The 18,695-nt window shown below is 65.5% G+C and carries 19 protein-coding genes and 1 tRNA gene; 14 read left to right on the top strand and 6 right to left on the bottom strand.

What is annotated here, in order from left to right; translation table 11 throughout:
• Positions 1-4 precede the first annotated feature (4 nt).
• Positions 5-1,345, bottom strand: a complete 1,341-nt coding sequence (locus ACQR10_RS07285) for a TROVE domain-containing protein (RefSeq protein WP_316215605.1) — start codon at positions 1,343-1,345, stop codon at positions 5-7.
• A gap of 316 nt (positions 1,346-1,661) precedes the next feature.
• Positions 1,662-1,736 (bottom strand) — tRNA-OTHER (locus tag ACQR10_RS07280).
• A 1,142-nt stretch (positions 1,737-2,878) separates the two neighbouring features.
• On the opposite strand from ACQR10_RS07280, the gene ACQR10_RS07275 reads away from it, so the two are divergent.
• Positions 2,879-3,958, top strand: a complete 1,080-nt coding sequence (locus tag ACQR10_RS07275; protein ID WP_316180998.1) for an Acg family FMN-binding oxidoreductase — start codon at positions 2,879-2,881, stop codon at positions 3,956-3,958.
• Between the two features lie 79 nt (positions 3,959-4,037).
• Positions 4,038-4,265: a hypothetical protein gene (locus ACQR10_RS07270; RefSeq protein WP_316180996.1), complete on the top strand. Its 228-nt coding sequence runs from the start codon at positions 4,038-4,040 to the stop codon at positions 4,263-4,265.
• 2 nt (positions 4,266-4,267) lie between these two features.
• Here the strand turns inward: ACQR10_RS07270 and ACQR10_RS07265 are convergent, their stop codons facing one another.
• Complete coding sequence (locus ACQR10_RS07265; RefSeq protein WP_316180994.1) at positions 4,268-4,645, bottom strand: hypothetical protein; 378 nt, start codon at positions 4,643-4,645, stop codon at positions 4,268-4,270.
• Positions 4,646-4,772: 127 nt separating this feature from the next.
• Here ACQR10_RS07265 and ACQR10_RS07260 point away from each other — a divergent pair, with 127 nt between their 5' ends.
• Positions 4,773-5,477 (top strand): glutathione S-transferase N-terminal domain-containing protein, encoded by a 705-nt coding sequence (locus tag ACQR10_RS07260; protein WP_316180992.1) that lies wholly within the window; start codon positions 4,773-4,775, stop codon positions 5,475-5,477.
• Positions 5,474-6,445, top strand: a complete 972-nt coding sequence (locus tag ACQR10_RS07255; protein ID WP_316215607.1) for an oxygenase MpaB family protein — start codon at positions 5,474-5,476, stop codon at positions 6,443-6,445. Before ACQR10_RS07260 ends, ACQR10_RS07255 begins: the two co-directional genes overlap by 4 nt.
• Before the next feature lie 30 nt (positions 6,446-6,475).
• Here the strand turns inward: ACQR10_RS07255 and ACQR10_RS07250 are convergent, their stop codons facing one another.
• Together ACQR10_RS07250 and ACQR10_RS07245 are read right to left on the bottom strand one after the other, a co-directional pair.
• Entirely contained in the window at positions 6,476-6,895 is a 420-nt protein-coding gene (locus ACQR10_RS07250) for a hypothetical protein (RefSeq protein ID WP_316180988.1), read from the bottom strand.
• Positions 6,892-8,520: a tyrosinase family protein gene (locus tag ACQR10_RS07245; RefSeq protein WP_316215608.1), complete on the bottom strand. Its 1,629-nt coding sequence runs from the start codon at positions 8,518-8,520 to the stop codon at positions 6,892-6,894. Before ACQR10_RS07245 ends, ACQR10_RS07250 begins: the two co-directional genes overlap by 4 nt.
• A gap of 107 nt (positions 8,521-8,627) precedes the next feature.
• On the opposite strand from ACQR10_RS07245, the gene ACQR10_RS07240 reads away from it, so the two are divergent.
• On the top strand, positions 8,628-9,218 hold the full coding sequence (locus ACQR10_RS07240; RefSeq protein ID WP_316215609.1) for a histidine phosphatase family protein: 591 nt from the start codon (positions 8,628-8,630) through the stop codon (positions 9,216-9,218).
• A gap of 122 nt (positions 9,219-9,340) precedes the next feature.
• On the opposite strand, the gene ACQR10_RS07235 is transcribed toward ACQR10_RS07240, so the two are convergent.
• On the bottom strand, positions 9,341-9,541 hold the full coding sequence (locus tag ACQR10_RS07235; protein WP_315800353.1) for a hypothetical protein: 201 nt from the start codon (positions 9,539-9,541) through the stop codon (positions 9,341-9,343).
• Between the two features lie 218 nt (positions 9,542-9,759).
• Here ACQR10_RS07235 and ACQR10_RS07230 point away from each other — a divergent pair, with 218 nt between their 5' ends.
• From ACQR10_RS07230 to ACQR10_RS07190, 9 genes are all read left to right on the top strand, one after another.
• Positions 9,760-10,116 (top strand): ArsC family reductase, encoded by a 357-nt coding sequence (locus tag ACQR10_RS07230; protein ID WP_315800352.1) that lies wholly within the window; start codon positions 9,760-9,762, stop codon positions 10,114-10,116.
• A 275-nt stretch (positions 10,117-10,391) separates the two neighbouring features.
• Positions 10,392-11,147, top strand: coding sequence for an ABC transporter ATP-binding protein (locus ACQR10_RS07225; RefSeq protein WP_315800351.1), 756 nt, complete (start codon positions 10,392-10,394; stop codon positions 11,145-11,147).
• The gene (locus ACQR10_RS07220) at positions 11,140-11,886 is read left to right on the top strand and encodes an ABC transporter ATP-binding protein (RefSeq protein ID WP_315800350.1); all 747 of its coding nucleotides are present in this window, start codon (positions 11,140-11,142) and stop codon (positions 11,884-11,886) included. The genes ACQR10_RS07225 and ACQR10_RS07220 overlap by 8 nt, the downstream gene beginning before the upstream one ends.
• A 90-nt stretch (positions 11,887-11,976) precedes the next feature.
• A complete protein-coding gene (locus ACQR10_RS07215) occupies positions 11,977-13,200 on the top strand; it encodes an ABC transporter substrate-binding protein (protein WP_315800349.1) in 1,224 nt (407 codons plus the stop codon).
• 77 nt (positions 13,201-13,277) lie between these two features.
• Positions 13,278-14,141, top strand: a complete 864-nt coding sequence (locus tag ACQR10_RS07210) for a branched-chain amino acid ABC transporter permease (protein WP_315800348.1) — start codon at positions 13,278-13,280, stop codon at positions 14,139-14,141.
• A 1-nt stretch (position 14,142) separates the two neighbouring features.
• Positions 14,143-15,111, top strand: a complete 969-nt coding sequence (locus ACQR10_RS07205) for a branched-chain amino acid ABC transporter permease (protein ID WP_315800347.1) — start codon at positions 14,143-14,145, stop codon at positions 15,109-15,111.
• A 142-nt stretch (positions 15,112-15,253) separates the two neighbouring features.
• A complete protein-coding gene (locus ACQR10_RS07200) occupies positions 15,254-15,898 on the top strand; it encodes a DUF47 domain-containing protein (protein ID WP_315800346.1) in 645 nt (214 codons plus the stop codon).
• A 14-nt stretch (positions 15,899-15,912) separates the two neighbouring features.
• Positions 15,913-16,920, top strand: a complete 1,008-nt coding sequence (locus ACQR10_RS07195; RefSeq protein WP_434911908.1) for an anion permease — start codon at positions 15,913-15,915, stop codon at positions 16,918-16,920.
• A gap of 140 nt (positions 16,921-17,060) precedes the next feature.
• Positions 17,061-18,680 carry a peptide chain release factor 3 gene (locus ACQR10_RS07190; protein ID WP_434883214.1) on the top strand — a complete coding sequence of 540 codons (1,620 nt, stop codon included), beginning with the start codon at positions 17,061-17,063 and terminating at the stop codon, positions 18,678-18,680.
• Positions 18,681-18,695 lie beyond the last annotated feature (15 nt).

Below are 18,695 nucleotides of genomic sequence, written 5' to 3'. Positions count from 1 at the left end.
GTCGTCAGTGCAGGGTCGCGCCGCGCAGAGTCTCCTCATGCGCCGCGATCCAGGCGATCACGGCCTCGGAGAAGCCGTCGACCCGCGTCCAGGGTCCGTAGCCGACCCCGTGCTGGTACGACGCCACGTTGACCATGGTCCCGCGCGCCCGCGGCGACGGCACCGCATCGTGGCTCTGCTCGTCGGTGAAGACGATCAGGCGGTCGCCCTTGCGGTCGACCTCGCCGACCGCACGGCCGAGATAGGTCCCGGAATGCGGCTGCGACCCGAGGATCGCATCGCGCAGCGCAAAGCCACGCCGCGGCGGCACCTTCACGACCTCATTGCTGAACGTGAAGATCTCCACCTCGTCGCAGACCTCGCGGGCCAGGATCGCCATCCCGCACGCCGCGTCCGCGCGCGTCATCTCCGACTTCGCCGACAGCGATGCGAACATCGAGCCGGAGACGTCGATCAAGAGCCGCGTGCGGCCCGGAAGCCGCTGATAGCCCTTGATCGATCGGAGCATCGCGGCCTCGAGCTCGGGCTCGAAGTCCGGCGCGCGCCGGGCCGCCGTGATGAACCGATACGGCAGGATCCGGTCCGTCCGCATCGTCTCGATCGCGGCCGCGATGATCGCCCGCGGCACTCCGGCCTGTTGCATCAGTCGCAGGTTGCGCAGCAGCGCCAGCGCACCGAGCCGCTTCTCTGAGAGCAGCCGCTCGAAGCTCCCACGCTTATCCGCACCGGCCGAGAGAGCGACCTCCCAGGTGTCGGGCGCGGGCAGCCCGCCATCGACGAGCTGCTTCCACACCGCCTCCTGCGCGGCGTCCTTCGGCCTGGCGTGAACCAGGAACAGGACGTCGCGGAGCCGCACCGGCCCCTCGCGGTCATACTTCGCGAGCTGATAGGCGTCGAACTTCGTGAACGCCTTCGCCAGCCCCTTCTTGACCTGCGCCGAGACCGGCTGCCGCTTGCGCTGCTGCTGCGGACCGAGAGCGTCCGCCCGGTAGATCGCCAGCAGCTCGGTCATCTCGTCCGGCCGCTGGATGATGCGCGCCAGCGTCTCGGCGACCAGCGCACGGTGCGAGGGCAGCCGCGCCATCTCGCGGGCGACGAGCAGCGGCGCATGCCGCAGCTTCATCTCCTCGCGGGCACGGACCGCGAGCTGAGCCACCTCGCGCGGCTCGACCAGCGGCACCAGCGCCTTGACGCGGTCGGCGATTCCAACCCCGTCCTCGTAGAACTGGTCTTCCCACAGCAGGCAGCTCATCAGCGTGCGCTGCAGCGCCTGCGCAGGCGCGAGTTGCCGGGACGGCGCACCCTCATGGGTGAAGGCGCGCAGGACCTTGTTGAGCCTGACCATGATGGCCTCCTCTTGGGTTGATGATGGATGGACGTGCCGGGGAAGGGGCGAGGCTGACCTGCCATTGCTGGCAGCCACACGCTCGATCCGACGAGCTTCGAACCCGGGCTGAAGATCAGCCCGTCGTTCGAGAGGAGTCGAACCTCCAGCCTTGTGGCCCCGAAGTAACAGCGCTCTTCACCACCGGCCGGTACGCGACCGCCTCGTCAGAGACGACCGCGCACCGAGACGGACCACGCGCCGGGAACGGGCGAATGCTGAGTTCCGCTTCACTCGCGTGGAGCGGATAGTGCTCTGCCGCTGAGCTACCGGCGCATGGAACGCCGGATGGGAGTCGAACCCACGACCTCTCGATTAGCAATCGAAGTATCAGCACTCTTCACCACGGCGCGTGGAAGACGGCGGCACAGCCAGCAGCTGCGCCGTAACGACGTGACCGCCTGTTGGCGGACGGCCACCGGTTGAGATGGATCACGAGCCGGGAACGGGCGATGACTGAGACCCGGGCCACTTGCATGGCCCGGACAGCGCTCTGACCTCTAAGCTACCGGCATGACGCCGGGCGGGATTCGAACCCGCGACCTCTGGCGTGGAAGGCGAAGTAACAGTCATCTTCACCACGGCTCGCGAATGAGTTCGGCGGGGAATGGGTGATGCTGTTGCTGCCCCAGTGGGGCGCTCGGTTTCAACGAAGTAACAGGCATCTTCACCACCGCCTTGGCCGCACGGCTGCGGGATGCGGCCGGGCGGCATTGATGGCATGCTGGGGAACGGGCGATCACGGCGATACGACGATCGAAACGCAGGCTTGGCATCAGCCTCGCCGCAACCCGCGACTCACCCATCTCGCTTGACGGATTCCACGGTACGATCGATCGAAGGCGGCGCGCGGCCGCATTGGCGCGAAGGAGCCGCGATCTTCACCACCAGCAGCTCCCGGCTGCGAACGGCCGGGAATTCAATTGGCTTGTCTGCGGCGCTGCACGGCGCCGCGTGTTGCGAGCTCCAGGGAGCTCGCTCTGTCATCGGTGTCCGGCGTTGCCGCCTCGTTCCCTCCGACAGGCCCCGCGCGCGCAGGCCACGCGCATCACCTGCGCGAGCCCCGGGATCCGGGTCTCCCGTTCCGGCTCGAGGCCGGGACATCTGGTTGTTCGCCGTGCAGCCGGCTCACGTGAGGGCAACAAAAAACCCTCCGGAGCGGCGGGCTCGGGAGGGTCCGTGTGATGCGGACTGTGGATCTTGCCTCAAGCAAGATCGCTCCCCCGAGCATGGCGTGCGCCATCCACCGGCATGACGCCGTTGGACGTGCGGATGAAGTGTTCGTAGCCGAAGGACATCGTCTCGCTCATGTTTGTCGCGGGCGTAGTCGCTCGCGAGGCCGCGGGACATACGCCGCTTTGTTGGTGCTGTCAACAGCATGGCGTTGATGTTTTGCCGGCTGCTGCGGAGGCCTTGATCTGCAACAACGCGCCGATGCGGAGCATGCTTATCGTGAGCATATCGAGATGCGGCGAGAATTGCGGGCGCAGAGTCATGAACCGACGGCGGGTCCTGATAGGAGGCGGCAGCGCGCTTGCAGCGGCCGCGCTCGGCGCCGGCTCCTGGCGCGCCGCGACCGGCACGATGCGCGCATATGACGACTATAGTGCCCGGTTGCGCGCGCCGTTGTCGTCCGACATCACCGATGTCATCCGTTACGCGACGCTCGCGGCCAACAGCCACAACACGCAGCCGTGGCGCTTTCGCGTGACGCGGGATGCGATCGAGATCATGCCCGATCCGTCACGCCGCACGCCGGTGGTTGATCCGGACGACCATCATCTGTTCGTCAGCCTCGGCTGCGCGGCCGCCAATCTCGCGATCGCCGCCGATGCGAGCGGCCGTCCGGGCGAGATCAGCAGCGACGGCCGGATGGTGCGGTACAGCTTCACGAACGGCACGGCGCATGACGATGCGCGGCTTGCGGCCATCGTCCGCAGGCAGTCGACGCGCGCGGAGTATGACGGACGAGCGGTGCCGCTAGGCGATCTCGCCGCGCTGCAGGCGGCCTCGGCAATGCCGGGCGTCGATCTTGCGATCATCACGGCTCCCGCCGCAATCGCTGCCATTCGCGATCTCGTCGTCGCCGGCAATGATGCGCAGATGCACGATGCCGCGTTCTTGCGCGAGCTGAAGAGCTGGCTGCGGTTCAATCCGCGGAGCGCGATGGAGACGGGCGACGGCCTGTTCGCGGCGGCCAGCGGCAATCCGTCATTGCCGACCGCGCTCGGTGGCCTCGCCTTCGATCAGCTCTTCAATGCAGCATCGGAGAACGACAGATATGCGCGGCAGATCAGCTCATCGGCCGGTGTCGCCGTGTTCACCGCCGAGCAGGCCGACGCCTCGCATTGGATCAGGGCCGGGCAGGCGTGCCAGCGCTTCGCGCTCGAAGCGACGCGGCTGGGGCTGAAGCTCGCCTTCGTCAACCAGCCGGTCGAAGTCGCCGCGTTGCGGCCAGAGCTGGCGCGCGTGGTCGGAACGACGAGGCGGCCGGATCTCGTGCTGCGCTTCGGCTACGGGCCGGCGCTGCCGTTTGCGCCGCGGCGGCGCGTTGCCGACGTGCTGGGTTCATGAGTCGTTCCTGTCAATCTTGACGGATTTGCGACTCGGTGCATTGCTTCGCTGCATGTTCGAGAACACCCGATTGGCACGCATGAGCGACGGGCATTATTGCCTGGTGCGCGACCTTGGCCTGGTCAAGGGCGGCAAGGGCATGCGCCATCACGAGGTGGTGGTGGATTTCAGCTATCGCGGCATCAAGGTGTTTGCCAGGCAGGGCGCGTCGTCGCTGATGCGCCGCGTCGCGGCCAAGCTCGCGCAGCACGACGCCACCTCGAAGCTGCCGGCACTGCTGCGCGTGCGCCTGCGCGAGCCGCAGTAGCGTCAGCGCTTGCGCCGAAGTTCACCGCTTTGCGGCGTCGTATTTGGTCGTTTCGGCTCGTAGGGGCTTTCCGGATTGACGTCGAGCTCGACCTCGGCGACGCAATATTGCGGCCGGCGGTGGCTGCGCCCGGAATGCCAGCGCCCCTGGCGCAGCTCGACCTCGCTCATGTCGGCGACATCGAAGCACTTCCATTGGCCGCCCGGCGGCAGGCCGCTGCTCGCGCCGCCCGCGAACTGGAACACGAGCACGCGCTCGCGGCCGGCGGTGTGGCCGAGGATGATCGGGCAGATCGCGCGGGCGAAGCCGCCATAGATGCACAGAATCTGCTGACGCGTGAGCATCGCCTGCATGATCAATCGGTAGGTCGGGCTCGGCATGCTGGCCTTCTGCACGATGCAGCAACATAAGATCGCCGGCCGCGGCCAGTTCCGCATCGAACCTTGCAGCGGCGGTTCACGGGCTTAGATTGAGCCCTCAACGAGACAGCGCGAGCAAAAAGCCATCATGTCCGATCTCTCCAGCTTCCCGATCACCACGCGCTGGCCGGCGCGGCATCCCGACCGCATCCAGCTCTATTCACTGCCGACGCCGAACGGCGTGAAGGTCTCGATCATGCTGGAGGAGACCGGCCTGGCCTACGAGCCGCATGCGATCGATTTCGGCAAGGATGAGCAGAAGACGCCGGCATTCCTGTCGCTCAATCCGAACGGCAAGATTCCCGCGATCATCGATCCCGACGGTCCCGGCGGCAAGCCGCTCGGCCTGTTCGAATCCGGGGCGATCCTGCAGTACCTTGCCGAGAAGACCGGGAAATTTCTCCCCGACGATCCGGCGCGGCGCTGGCAGACGATCCAGTGGGTGCATTTCCAGATGGGCGGCATCGGCCCGATGTTCGGGCAGCTCGGCTTCTTCCACAAATTCGCCGGCCGTGAGTACGAGGACAAGCGGCCGTTGCAGCGCTACGTCGCGGAGAGCAGGCGGCTGCTCGGCGTACTCGACAACAGGCTCGACGGCCGGCAGTGGATCATGGACGCCGACTACACCATCGCCGACATCGCGACGCTCGGCTGGGTGCGCAACCTGATCGGGTTCTACGGCGCGCGCGACATCGTCGCCTTCGATGAGCTCAAGCACGTGCCGGCCTGGCTGGAGCGCGGCCTGGCGCGGCCGGCGGTGCAGCGCGGGCTGGAGATCCCGCAGCGGCCGTGATCGTCAGCGAGGCCGATTTCGAACGTTGCATCGCCGAACTGCTGGCCGCGCCGGGCGACGCCGTGCTGCCGTCCGACAGCGTGATGTGGCGCGTGCATCGCGAGGCCGCGCTGTTTCTCGGCGCCGGCCGCGCGCTGCTGTTGCAGCTCGCCCATCCCTGGGTGGCGGCCGGCATTGCCGAGCAGTCCAGAGTGTTCGCCGATCCGCTCGGCCGTTTCCACCGCACCTTCAGCATCGTCTACACCATGGTGTTCGGCACGCGCGCGCAGGCGGTCGCCGTGGCGCGGCGGCTGTATCGGCGGCACGCCGCGGTCGATGGCGTGATGCCGGAGACGGTCGGACCGTTCGCCGCCGGCTCGCGCTATCGCGCCAACGACGTCGACGCGCTGCGCTGGGTCCATGCCACCCTGGTCGAGACCGCGATGATGTCCTACGGCCTGCTGTGTCCGCCGCTCGGCGATGCCGAGCGCGAGCAATATTGGCGCGAGGCCATGCGGTTCGCGGGCCTGTTCGGAATTCCACACGAGGCCATGCCGCCGGACTGGACGTCGTTCAAGGTCTATGCGGCCGAGATGATGGCGTCGGAGACGCTCACGGTTGGCACGGCCGCGCGCGACATCGCGCAACGCATCTTCTCGGGCGAGGCGACGTGGATCGCACCGCCGCGCTGGTTCACGGCGCTGACGGCCGAGATGCTGCCGGAGCGGCTGCGCCTTGCTTTCGCGCTGCCCTATGGCGAGCGCGAACGCCGCAGCGCGGCGCGGGCCAAACGGTTTCTGCCACGCGCCTACGCGTTGCTGCCGGAGAGATTGCGTACCGTTGGCCCCTATCAGGAGGCGATGGCGCGCATCGAGGGGACGACGTGTCCGCCGTTCACACGGCTGCTCAACCGCGCCTGGATCGGACAGCCCAGCATGGCGAGCCCGTTCGAGCCGCGTGCGGACCGTGCGCGGAGCGGGACGCTCTGAGACCGGCGCGCTTGCGGCGCCGATGACGGATCACGGCCGTGGAGCGAGCTTGAGCGTGATGCCGCGAACCTCCTGCGGCGTCGGCGCGCGGCTGCCGCCGGGTTGGCTGATGCTGAGGCGGATCGACAGCCGTCCGCCCTCGATGGCCTCCTTCGGCACCGGGAGCGCATAGGTCCCGGCCTCCGCACCAGTGCGAAGGCCGAATGGCGAGATGGTCCCGAGCGGCATCCCGGCTGCGGTCGTCACCGTCACCTCCTGGCCTCGCCCCAGTGCGCCCAGGCTGATCTCGACGACCGCAGCGTCGCTCGCATCCAATGGCCGCGGCACGACCAGATCGACGGCTCTGAAGGGCTCCGCCGCCAAGGACGAGGCCGGTCGCAGCAAGGTATAGAGCAGCACGGTACAGAGCAGCACGGCGCAGGCCCGCAGCGCGGCGCGCCTGCCGTTCATCGGCGCAGCGGTCCGACCGAGAGCGCTTTCAGGGGCGGCGCGGTGCCGACGCCGCCCGAAGGCACGACGCGGATGCTCAGCGGCTGGTTGGGCGCGGCCCGCAGGGCGGAGAACGCCTCCTGCTTCGTCGGCAGCGGCACCGCGAAGGTCGCATCCATGGTCATGGCCATGCCCGGCATCATCGATCCGAAGAAGGCGATGGTGCCTGCATAATACGGGCTGTCAGCCGTGACCTTGGTGACGTTGGCGGGCGCGTTCACCAGGACGTCGAACTCGCGCACGGTCGAATAGCCGCTCGGGCGGGGCAGCGTGATCTGCGCCATCAGCGGCTGCGGCCGCGTTGCCGCCAGGTGCGCTTCGAGCGCGTCGCCAGGAATCTTCACCGTGCCCGCATTGGCCTTGACCGAGCCCTGCTGCGGCTTGATCTGCGGCGCCGAGGCGACCGCAGGCGGACCCACGATGTCCTCGCCGAAGCCCGGCGCATAATCGTAGTCGAAGCGGTCGGTCGAGATGTAGTCGCCAGCCTTGCTCGGGCCGACATAGCCGCCCTTGCCGTCGGCATAGAACAGGAACGGCTCGTCCGAGAATGTCTTCAGGTCGGCCCCCTGCGGCAGGTAGGGTAGCTTGAGCCGCTGCTGCTTGCGTGTCCAGACATCCCAGAGCCGGTCCATGTTCGAATGATGCAGGAAGAAGATCGGATCGACCGGCGACAGGAAATTGGTCATGTTGCCATAGGGGCCGGGATCGAGCGGGCCGACACCGCCGATGTAGTTGTGGACCTTGTTGTGCGGCAGACCTTCCAAGGTCGAGAACTTGGTCGCGCCATTCGGCTGGGTGTTGTGCGAAGCGGTCTTCGAGCTGGTGAAGCTCAGATAGTTGTCGGGGTTGTAGAAGTCGGTCGGCAGAAGGCCCGCCATGATCACGAACGGCGAGACGTCGTAGGTGGTCTTGGCATCGAGCTTCGGATTGTCGCGCGACAGATAGCGTGAGGCGCAGGTGGTCGCGAATGCCTCATTGCCGGAGATGCCGGCATTGGCGGACGGCGAGAAGCCGGTGACGTCGTTCCAGAGATCGTCGATCGACTTGTAGCCGCGGATCTCGAGCTGGCCGCGCTGGTCCTTCGACAGGCCGTTCCAGTAATCCGTCAGCGCCGGCTTGATGAACGAGGTGAAGACCGCGAGATTCCCGGTGAACGGCTGATACGCCTTGTCGGTCGGCGTCAGCACGCCGTCGAACATGCCGGCAGGAATTTCCGGCAGCTCGGTCCAGTCCCAATAGGGCAGGGCGAAACTGTCGTCGCCGCTGAGCGCGCGGATCGATTGCTCGAAATAGCCGAGATAGCCGCGATGCCAGACATAGAACCACCAATTGCCGTGCGGGCAGTCCATCAGATGAATGAACGCGTTGCGGAACCAGTTCTGCGGATGGTTTGCGGGAAGCTGCAGCATGGCGGCGACGCCCTTGGCGTAGCTCGCGAGCATCTTCTGGCCTTCCGCGCTGGTGACGTTGGCGCGGCGATATTTCGCGGCGGCGTGGCCTGGTCTCGGCGAGATGACGGTGCCGGCTGCCGCCATCGCGGCCGTCGCCAGGAACGTTCGGCGGGTCTGTCGCAATCCCATGCTCATCTGAAATGAATCCTGGTTGGAAAAACGCCATGTTGCGTTCTCACGATTGCAATCTCAAGTAGCAATTCCGTGTGATGGCCGTATGATGCCGCCCGAGAGGGTTGCCGATGAACGCGCTGACGCTGCTGATCATCCGTCATGCCGAGAAGCCTGACGGCGACACGACAGGCCCGGGCCTGACCCACACGGGCAAGCCGGATTCGAAGTCGCTGGTGATCTTCGGCTGGGAGCGGGCAGGGGCCTGGACCGCGCTGTTCGGCAGCGGGCTGGGCGGCACGGACTATCCGACACCGCAGGCGGTCTATGCCGCCGATCCCGACAGCACCAAGGACGGCTCCGACCCGAGCCGCCGGCCGTACGAGACGGTGCTCGAGCTCGCGGCGCGCATCGGGCTCGACAAGCCGAACACGTCCTTTGCGAAGGGGCAGGAGGCGGCGCTGGTCGAAGCCCTGCTACCGCTGTCCGGCACCGTGCTGGTGGCGTGGGAGCACAAGGCGATCATCTCCGACATCCTGCCGCGGCTGCCGGTGAGCAATGAAGGCCAGTTGCCGACCCACTGGTCCGGCAAACGCTTCGATGTCGTGCTGCGCTTCGACCGCGCCGCGGGCGGGGCCGATTTCAAGTTCACAGAGCTGTATCCCTGCCTGATGCCGGGCGATTCCAACACGCCGTTGAAAAGCGATCCGAAAGACGATTGAGCACCCGATCGCGGTTCGCCTGCTCCAGGGAGATATCCCGCGGACGGGTGCGTTGGAGCGACGTCCGCAGCAGTGGCGTGGGTAGGGTCGATCGCGCGGGCCGTTTCCTTTCGCGGGTCAGGTCAGGCCAGCGCAACCCGCTCGCGGTCGCTGATCTCCTCGACCCAGGCATGGGCGGCGAACCATTCATGGTAGATGCGGCAGTGCGGGCAGTAGGCGCGCGAGAAGAACACGGGCATGCGCTGAAAGCGCGCAGCGTCCATTTCCATCCCCGTCTCGATGCTGCGGCCGGTCTGCGGACAACGTACCATGATCTTGCCCATCGCGGTCTCCTGTTCGTGGGCCAGATACGCCGGGGATGCGAAGAAAATGTAATGCTCAGCCGACAGTTTCGTGGCAAAGGTCGGAGTGAATTCCGACCGCGGAACGCGTGGCCTCCGCCGCATCAAAAGCGGGTGAATCGCACTGCAAAATGCAGGGCCGATTGTCGCAACGTGGGACATCCATCACCGTCGGACACGATTGTTTGAGGACGCGTGGCATGAGCATCACGATCTACGGAATCAAGAACTGCGACACGATGAAGAAGGCGCGCGCCTGGCTCGACGATCACGGCGTCGCTTACGAATTCCACGACTACAAGACCGCCGGAATCGACAAGGCTAAACTCAAGGCGTGGAGCGACGAACTCGGCTGGGAGGTGCTGCTCAACCGCGCCGGCACGACGTTCAAGAAGTTGCCCGACGCGGACAAGGACGGACTCACCGAGAGCAAGGCGATCGCGCTGATGCTGGCGCAGCCGTCGATGATCAAGCGCCCGGTGCTCGATCTCGGCGGCCGGCGCGTGGTGGGCTTCAAGCCGGATCTCTACGCCAGGGACGTGAAGGCCGCGAAGTAGTTGGAGCCGGCGATCGCTGCGCGCGTGCGGGAAAATGCCGGTGGCATGATATTCTATGTCAACGGGAAATACCGGCAGATTTCAACGCAAGGTCCGCCGGCCGCCTTGCGACGTCGTTGCCCAGCTTTCCGCCTTGCCTAACTCACTCGATTGACGGCATATTCCGGCGCGAAGCGGTCGCGGGTGGCGGCGAGGAATCGTCCAGCCGTCCAGCAGAGCCGTCGTACAGGAAGAAGCGAGGGCCGGCGCTGAAGGCGCCGGCTTGGGGGGAATCTTTGGCTGACGAGTTCATTCTCGAGACCCACGGATTGACGAAGGAATTCGCGGGATTTTTTGCCGTTCGCGATGTTTCGCTCAAGATCCGCCGGGGCACCATTCACGCGCTGATCGGCCCGAACGGGGCCGGCAAGACCACGTGCTTCAACCTGCTGACGAAGTTCCTGACGCCGTCTGCCGGCAAGATTCTCTATAAGGGTCAGGACATTACGGCGACGGCGCCGGCCGACGTGGCAAGGCTCGGCCTGGTCCGCTCGTTCCAGATTTCGGCCGTGTTTCCGCATCTGACCGCGTTGGAGAACGTCCGCGTCGCTCTGCAGCGGCAGCATGGCTCGTCGTTCGACTTCTGGCGCTCCAAGAGCGTTCTGAACCGCTTCAACGGCCGGGCGCTCGAGCTGCTCAACGACGTGGGCCTGAGCGAGTTCGCCAATATTCCGGCGGTCGAAATGCCCTACGGACGCAAGCGCGCGCTGGAGATCGCAACCACGCTGGCGCTCGATCCGGAGATGATGCTGCTGGACGAGCCGATGGCCGGCATGGGCCACGAGGACATCGACAAGATCGCCGCGCTGATCAAGCGCATCTCCGCCAAATACACGATCCTGATGGTCGAGCATAATCTCAGCGTCGTCGCCAACCTCTCCGACACCATCACCGTGCTGACGCGCGGGCAGGTGCTGACGGAAGGGCCGTATTCAGAGCTTTCCAAGGACGAGCGCGTCAAGGAAGCCTATCTGGGAGCCGGACATGCCTGAGGTGATGACGGCCACGAAGCCAGGCGCGGCGGCTGCGACCAGCACCATTCTCGACGTCAACAACCTCGAGAGCTGGTACGGCGAATCCCACATTCTCCATGGCATGAACTTCAATGTGAATGCCGGCGAGGTGGTCACCCTGCTCGGGCGCAACGGCGCCGGCAAGACCACGACGCTGAAGTCGATCATGGGGATCATCGGCAAGCGCACCGGCTCGGTTCAGTTCAACGGCCAGCAGCTGATCCGCATGACCTCGGACAGGATCGCGCGGCTCGGCATTGCGCTGTGCCCGGAGGAGCGCGGCATCTTCGCGAGTCTCGACGTGCGCGAGAACCTGCTGCTGCCGCCGGTGGTGCGGCCGGGCGGGCTGACGCTCGATCAGATCTTCGAGCTGTTCCCGAATTTGAAGGAGCGGCTGAAGAGCCAGGGCACCAAGCTGTCCGGCGGCGAGCAGCAGATGCTGGCGATCGCGCGCATCCTGCGCACCGGCGCCAGCTTCCTGATGCTGGACGAGCCGACCGAGGGTCTCGCGCCCGTGATCATCCAGCAGATCGGCCACACCATCGCGCGGCTGAAAAAGGAAGGCTTCACGATTCTCCTCGTCGAGCAGAACTTCCGTTTCGCCTCGACGGTCGCTGACCGCTACTACGTGGTCGAGCACGGCAAGGTCATCGACGGCTTCGCCAATGCCGATCTGTCGGCCAACATGGACAAGCTGCATACTTACCTCGGCGTCTGACCGGCGCCGGCGATGTCGGCTCGACGGTTTGATCGTTAGTGTTGCGGCAGTTTTCTCGGCAGTTGTCTTGGAAAGTTCTGGAAGTTGGAAATGAAGAGCAAATTCATCGCGTCGCTGCTGCTGGGAACGGCACTCACGCTCGCCGCTGGCAGCGTCGCTTCGGCCGGCGACAAGACCATCAAGATCGGCGCGCTGTCCGATCAGTCGGGTCTTTATGCCGATCTGGGCGGTCCCGGCTCGACGCTCGCGGCGCAGATGGCGATCGAGGATTCCGGTCTCACTGCGAAGGGCTGGAAGATCGACGTCATCTCCGGCGATCACCAGAACAAGCCGGATATCGGCACCTCGATCGCGCGGCAGTGGTTCGACGTCGACAAGGTCGACGTCATCGTCGACGTGCCGAACTCGGGCGTGGCGCTGGCGGTGAACAACGTCGTCAAGGAAAAGAACGGCGTCTACATCAATTCGGGCGCTGCGACCTCGGATCTCACCAACGCGCAGTGCTCGCCCAATACGGTGCACTGGACCTACGACACCTACATGCTCGCGCACACCACCGGCCAGGCGCTGGTCAAGGCGGGCGGCTCGACCTGGTATTTCCTGACCGCCGACTACGCCTTCGGCGCGGCGCTGGAGCGCGACACCACGGCGGTCGTGACCGCCAATGGCGGCAAGGTGATCGGCAGCGTCAAGCACCCGCTCAACACCTCCGACTTCTCTTCCTTCCTGCTGCAGGCGCAGTCGTCGAACGCCAAGGTCATCGGCCTCGCCAATGCTGGCGGCGACACCACCAATTCGATCAAGCAGGCGGCCGAGTTCGGCATCACGAAGGGCGGCCAGAAGCTCGCGGCGCTGCTGTTGTTCCTGACCGACGTCAAGTCGATCGGGCTCGACATCGCGCAGGGCCTCAACTTCACCGAGACCTTCTACTGGGACATGAACGACCAGACCCGCGCGTTCTCTGACCGCTTTGCCAAACGGATGAAGAACGGCGCGCCGCCGACCATGGTGCAGGCGGGCGTCTATGCCGGCTTGATGCATTACTTCAAGGCGTTGGAGGCGCTCGGCGAGAACCCGCATGACGGCGTCAAGATCGTCGACAAGATGAAATCGATCCCGACCGACGATGCGCTGTTCGGCAAGGGCGAGATCCAGCCGAACGGCCGCACCATCCACACTGCGTATCTGTTCGAGGTCAAGAAGCCCTCGGAGTCCAAGGGCCCGTGGGATCTCTACAAGCTGGTCGGCTCGGTACCGGGCGACCAGGCCTTCACACCGCTCGACAAGAGCGCGTGCGCCTTGTTGAAGAAGTGAACCGCTGCCGTCCCGGCGGCTGATCCCGCCGGAACCGCTGTCTTTAGGAAACGCCGAGAGAAAACAGAAACAAGACGATGCAGGCCCTCTACGCACAGCTCCTGGTCGGACTGATCAACGGCTCGTTCTACGCGCTGCTCAGTCTCGGGCTTGCCGTCATCTTCGGCATGCTCAACATCATCAACTTCGCCCATGGCGCGCTCTACATGATGGGCGCGTTCTGCGCCTATTTTCTGCTCAACCTCGGCGGCATCAATTATTGGTGGGCGCTGCTGCTGGCGCCGATCATCGTCGGCGCCTTCGGCATGATCCTCGAGCGCACCATGCTGCAATGGATTGCCGGGCTCGACCATCTCTACGGACTGCTGCTGACGTTCGGACTGGCGCTGATCATCCAGGGCGTGTTCCAGAACTTCTTCGGCTCGTCCGGCCTGCCTTACGCGATCCCGGATCAGCTCCGTGGCGGCATGAACCTCGGCTTCATGTATCTGCCGGTCTATCGCGGCTGGGTCGTCATCTTCTCCCTGGTCGTCTGCCTGGCGACCTGGTTCCTGATCGAGCGCACCCGGCTCGGCGCCTACCTGCGCGCAGCCACCGAGAACCCGACCTTGGTGCGGGCCTTCGGCATCAACGTCCCGCGCATGATCACGCTGACCTACGGCCTCGGCGTCGGGCTTGCGGCGCTGGCCGGCGTGCTGTCGGCGCCGATCAACCAGGTGCGGCCGCTGATGGGCGAGCACATCATCATCGTGGTGTTCGCGGTGGTTGTGATCGGCGGCATGGGTTCGATCATGGGCTCGATCATCACCGGCTTCCTGCTCGGCGTGATCGAGGGACTGACAAAGTATTTCTACCCCGAGGCTTCCAACACCGTGGTCTTCGTTCTGATGGTCCTGGTGCTGCTGGTGAAGCCGACGGGTCTGACCGGACGGGCGGCCTGACATGACATCCATCACCGACGCGACCCTGCCGATCACCCCGCGCGCGATGCGCGACGAGATGATCGTGTTCGTCATCATGGCAGCGCTGCTGGCGATCGTGCCGTGGACCGGGCTGTACCCGTTCTTCGTCATGCAGGCGCTGTGCTTCGCGCTGCTCGCCTGCGCCTTCAACCTCCTGATCGGCTATGGCGGCCTGTTGTCGTTCGGCCATGCGATGTTCCTGGGAACGGCCGGCTATTGCAGCGCCCACGCGTTGAAAGTGTGGGGGCTGCCGCCCGAGCTCGGCATCCTCACGGGCGTTGCCGGATCGTTCGTCCTGTCGGTGATCACCGGCTACATCTCGATCCGCCGGCAGGGCATCTATTTCGCGATGATCACCCTGGCGCTGTCGCAGCTCTTGTACTTCATCTATCTGCAGGCGCCGTTCACCCATGGCGAGGACGGTATCCAGGGCATTCCGCAGGGGCGGATGTTCGGCATCCTCGACCTGTCCAAGCCGACGGTGCTGTATTACGTCGTGCTGGCCGGCTTCCTCGCCGGCTTCCTGCTGATCTTCCGCACCATCAACTCGCCGTTCGGCGAGGTGCTGAAGTCGATCCGCGAGAACGAGCAGCGGGCGATCTCGCTGGGCTATAAGACCGACCAGTACAAGCTGCTCGCCTTCATCCTGTCGGGGACGCTGGCTGGCCTCGCCGGTGCGCTGAAGGTATTCGTCGCCCAGAATGCCTCGCTGACCGACGTCGAGGTCGGGATGTCCGGCCAGATCGTGCTCATGACCCTGGTCGGCGGGCTCGGCACCGTGTTCGGCCCCGTCGTCGGCGCCTTCGTGATCGTCGGCATGCAGCAATATCTGTCCGGCTTCGGCCAGTGGGTGACGGTGATCCAGGGCGGCATCTTCGTCGCCTGCGTGCTCACCTTCCGCCGCGGCGTGGTCGGAGAAATCGCCCATCTGTTCAAGCGATCCCTCTAAGCTATTGATCTGTAAAGAGATCGTCGAAGGGCAGAAAGCGGTGGATGAACCGGCCACCGCTTCTGCTGGTGCGCGATCCGGAGTATGACAGTTCTGTGACGGGCCGGCCCTGGCCCGTTTCGGAATGGATGGATCTCGTCCCATGCTGCACTGGTTTCGCGCCGTTCTCCCGCGGGAGGAGCGGTTTTTCGATTTGTTCGCCCGCCACAACAAGGTGGTGATCCAAGGCGCGCATGCGCTGCAGGACATGCTTAAGGGCGGCGACGACATCCTCAGGCACTGCCAGCGCGTCAGCCAGCTCGAGAACGAGGCCGACAACATCACGCGGGAGGTGCTGACCGCGGTCCGCCGCACCTTCATCACCCCGTTCGACCGCGGCGACATCAAGAACCTGATCACCTCGATGGACGACGCCATCGACCAGATGCAGCAGACCGCCAAGGCCGTGGTGCTGTTCGAGGTCAAGGAGTTCGAGCCGACCATGCGCGAGATGGGCACCTTGCTGGTCGATTGCGCCAATCTGATCGGGAAGGCGCTGCCGCTGCTGCAGGCGATCGGCCAGAACGTGCCGATGATCACCGCGATCACCGAGGAGATGACCAAGCTCGAGGGCCGGGTCGACGACCTCCACGACATCGGGCTGAAGGAGCTATTCCTCAAGCACCGCAACGCCAACACGATGGACTTCATCGTCGGCGCCGAGATCTACGACCATCTGGAGAAGGTCGCCGACCGCTTCGACGACGTCGCCAACGAGATCAATTCGATCATGATCGAACAGGTCTAGGGTAGGGCCGCGCCGTGGACGCTCAACTCGGCCTTCCGATTCTGGTTGGCCTCATCGCCGTCGCACTCGCCTTCGATTTCCTGAACGGCCTGCACGACGCCGCCAACTCGATCGCGACCATCGTCTCGACCCGCGTGCTCCGGCCGCAATATGCGGTGTTCTGGGCCGCGTTCTTCAATTTCGTGGCGTTCAGCGTGTTCGGACTGCATGTCGCGCAGACCATCGGCACCGGGATCATCGATCCCGCGATCGTCGACGCCCACGTGATCTTCGCGGCTCTGGTCGGCGCGATCGTCTGGAACCTGGTCACCTGGGCGGCCGGCATTCCGTCGTCGAGCTCGCACGCGCTGATCGGCGGCCTGGTCGGGGCAGGGGTCGCCAAGGCCGGCATCTCGGCCACCGTGTGGAGCGGCCTGTCCAAGACCGTGCTCGCGATCGTGCTGTCGCCGCTGGTCGGGCTGGTGCTGGCGATGATCCTGGTTGCGATCGTGTCCTGGGCCTCGGTGCGCTCGACGCCGTTTGCCGTGGACCGGGCCTTCCGCATCCTGCAATTCGCTTCGGCCTCGCTGTATTCGCTCGGCCACGGCGGCAACGACGCGCAGAAGACGATGGGCATCATCGCGGTGCTGTTGTACTCGCAGGGCCATCTCGGCGAGCAGTTCACGGTGCCGTTCTGGGTGGTGCTGTCGTGCCAGGCCGCGATGGCGCTGGGTACCCTGATGGGCGGCTGGCGCATCGTCCGGACCATGGGCCTGCGCATCACCAAGCTGAATCCGATGCAGGGCTTCTGCGCCGAGACCGGCGGCGCCATCACGCTGTTCCTGGCGACGTTCCTCGGCGTGCCCGTCTCGACCACCCACACCATCACCGGTGCCATCGTCGGCGTCGGCGCGGCCCGCCGCGCCTCGGCGGTGCGCTGGAACGTGGCCGGATCGATCGTCTACGCCTGGATCTTCACGATCCCGGCCTCGGCCATCGTCGCGGCGTTGACGTTCTGGCTGGTATCGGTGCTCCGGCACTGATCGGACAAGGGACAGGAGAGTTAACTCCCCGGTTGGAGTTGCGGTGCAAAACGCCTATATGGAGGGCGCGCGGCGGCCGTGAGCCCGCGCCTTTCCCGTACATCGCCGCTCTCCGGCCTCAAAACGACGTCCGCCGCCTCATGTCCGATACTGTCGTCACGACCGACCAGCCGTCCCGCTCGCCTCTGTCCGACGAGGTCGCGCGCCGGCGCACCTTCGCCATCATCTCGCATCCGGACGCCGGCAAGACCACGCTGACCGAGAAGCTGCTGCTGTTCGGCGGCGCCATCAATCTCGCCGGCCAGGTCAAGGCCAAGGGCGAGCGCCGCAACACCCGCTCGGACTGGATGAAGATCGAGCGCGAGCGCGGCATCTCGGTGGTCACCTCGGTGATGACCTTCGAGTTCGAAGGCCTCGTCTTCAACCTGCTGGACACGCCGGGCCACGAGGACTTTTCGGAGGACACCTACCGCACGCTGACCGCGGTCGACTCCGCCGTGATGGTCATCGACGCCGCCAAGGGCATCGAGGCGCGCACGCGCAAGCTGTTCGAGGTCTGCCGTCTCCGCGACATCCCGATCATCACCTTCATCAACAAGATGGACCGCGAGAGCCGCGACACGTTCGATCTCCTGGACGAGATCGAGAAGACGCTGGCGCTCGACACTACGCCGATGACCTGGCCCGTGGGCCGCGGCCGCGACTTCATCGGCACCTATGACGTCAGAGACGGCGGCGTGCGCCTGCTCGAAGGCGGTGGCGCCAAGACCGGCGCGGCGCAGCAGATCGCGATCTCCGAGCTCGGCAAGCTCAACGCCAATCTCGACATGGGCCAGATCACCGACGAGCTTGAGCTGGTCAAGGAAGCCTGCAAGCCGTTCGACCTGGAGGCGTTCCGCGAGGGCCATCTGACGCCGGTCTATTTCGGCAGCGCGCTGCGCAATTTCGGCGTCGGCGATCTCCTGGAAGGTCTCGGCCGCTACGCGCCGTCGCCGCGCGCGCAGGAGTCCAACCTGCGCAAGGTCGACGCCGCCGAGCCGCGCATGAGCGCCTTCGTCTTCAAGATCCAGGCGAACATGGACCCGAACCATCGCGACCGCATTGCGTTCGCGCGGCTGTGCTCGGGCAAGCTCAACCGCGGCATGAAGGCCAAGCTGGTGCGCACCGGCAAGACCATGCCGCTGTCGAGCCCGCAATTCTTTTTCGCGCAGGACCGCTCGGTCGCGGACGAGGCCTTCGCCGGCGACGTCGTCGGCATTCCCAACCACGGTAGCTTGCGCATCGGCGACACGCTGACCGAGGGCGAAGACCTGACCTTCGTCGGCGTGCCGAGCTTCGCCCCGGAAATCGTCCGCCGCGTCCGCCTCACCGATGCGATGAAGGCCAAGAAGCTCAAGGAAGCCTTGCAGCAGATGTCGGAGGAGGGCGTCGTGCAGGTGTTCCGTCCGCGCGATGGCGCGCCGGCGCTGGTCGGCGTGGTCGGACCGCTGCAGCTCGACGTGCTCAAGGCGCGGCTCGATGCGGAATATTCACTGCCGGTCGAGTTCGAGATCTCCGAGTTCTCGCTGGCGCGCTGGATCTCCTGCGACGACAAGAAGAAGCTCGAGGCGTTCATCGCCGCCAACAATTCCGGCGTCGCCGACGACGTCGATGGCGACCCCGTGTTCCTGGCCAAGAACGAGTTCTATCTCGGCTACACCAAGGAGCGCGCGGAGGGCATCGTGTTCTCCAACGTCAAGGACGTGAAGAAGAAGGCGTGAGGGCTGGCTCCGTTG

This window comes from Bradyrhizobium sp. HKCCYLRH2060, from assembly GCF_051168135.1.
GTDB lineage: Bacteria > Pseudomonadota > Alphaproteobacteria > Rhizobiales > Xanthobacteraceae > Bradyrhizobium.
This window is presented reverse-complemented; position numbering and strand designations above follow the sequence as displayed.

What these genes read in the sequence shown, in the direction of transcription:
- ACQR10_RS07285 (WP_316215605.1), bottom strand. Translation starts at nt 1,345, where the DNA reads ATGGTCAGGCTCAACAAGGTCCTGCGCGCCTTCACCCATGAGGGTGCG.
- ACQR10_RS07275 (WP_316180998.1), top strand. Translation starts at nt 2,879, where the DNA reads ATGAACCGACGGCGGGTCCTGATAGGAGGCGGCAGCGCGCTTGCAGCG.
- ACQR10_RS07270 (WP_316180996.1), top strand. Translation starts at nt 4,038, where the DNA reads ATGAGCGACGGGCATTATTGCCTGGTGCGCGACCTTGGCCTGGTCAAG.
- ACQR10_RS07265 (WP_316180994.1), bottom strand. Translation starts at nt 4,645, where the DNA reads ATGCCGAGCCCGACCTACCGATTGATCATGCAGGCGATGCTCACGCGT.
- ACQR10_RS07260 (WP_316180992.1), top strand. Translation starts at nt 4,773, where the DNA reads ATGTCCGATCTCTCCAGCTTCCCGATCACCACGCGCTGGCCGGCGCGG.
- ACQR10_RS07250 (WP_316180988.1), bottom strand. Translation starts at nt 6,895, where the DNA reads ATGAACGGCAGGCGCGCCGCGCTGCGGGCCTGCGCCGTGCTGCTCTGT.
- ACQR10_RS07245 (WP_316215608.1), bottom strand. Translation starts at nt 8,520, where the DNA reads ATGAGCATGGGATTGCGACAGACCCGCCGAACGTTCCTGGCGACGGCC.
- ACQR10_RS07240 (WP_316215609.1), top strand. Translation starts at nt 8,628, where the DNA reads ATGAACGCGCTGACGCTGCTGATCATCCGTCATGCCGAGAAGCCTGAC.
- ACQR10_RS07235 (WP_315800353.1), bottom strand. Translation starts at nt 9,541, where the DNA reads ATGGGCAAGATCATGGTACGTTGTCCGCAGACCGGCCGCAGCATCGAG.
- ACQR10_RS07230 (WP_315800352.1), top strand. Translation starts at nt 9,760, where the DNA reads ATGAGCATCACGATCTACGGAATCAAGAACTGCGACACGATGAAGAAG.
- ACQR10_RS07220 (WP_315800350.1), top strand. Translation starts at nt 11,140, where the DNA reads ATGCCTGAGGTGATGACGGCCACGAAGCCAGGCGCGGCGGCTGCGACC.
- ACQR10_RS07215 (WP_315800349.1), top strand. Translation starts at nt 11,977, where the DNA reads ATGAAGAGCAAATTCATCGCGTCGCTGCTGCTGGGAACGGCACTCACG.
- ACQR10_RS07210 (WP_315800348.1), top strand. Translation starts at nt 13,278, where the DNA reads ATGCAGGCCCTCTACGCACAGCTCCTGGTCGGACTGATCAACGGCTCG.
- ACQR10_RS07205 (WP_315800347.1), top strand. Translation starts at nt 14,143, where the DNA reads ATGACATCCATCACCGACGCGACCCTGCCGATCACCCCGCGCGCGATG.
- ACQR10_RS07200 (WP_315800346.1), top strand. Translation starts at nt 15,254, where the DNA reads ATGCTGCACTGGTTTCGCGCCGTTCTCCCGCGGGAGGAGCGGTTTTTC.
- ACQR10_RS07190 (WP_434883214.1), top strand. Translation starts at nt 17,061, where the DNA reads ATGTCCGATACTGTCGTCACGACCGACCAGCCGTCCCGCTCGCCTCTG.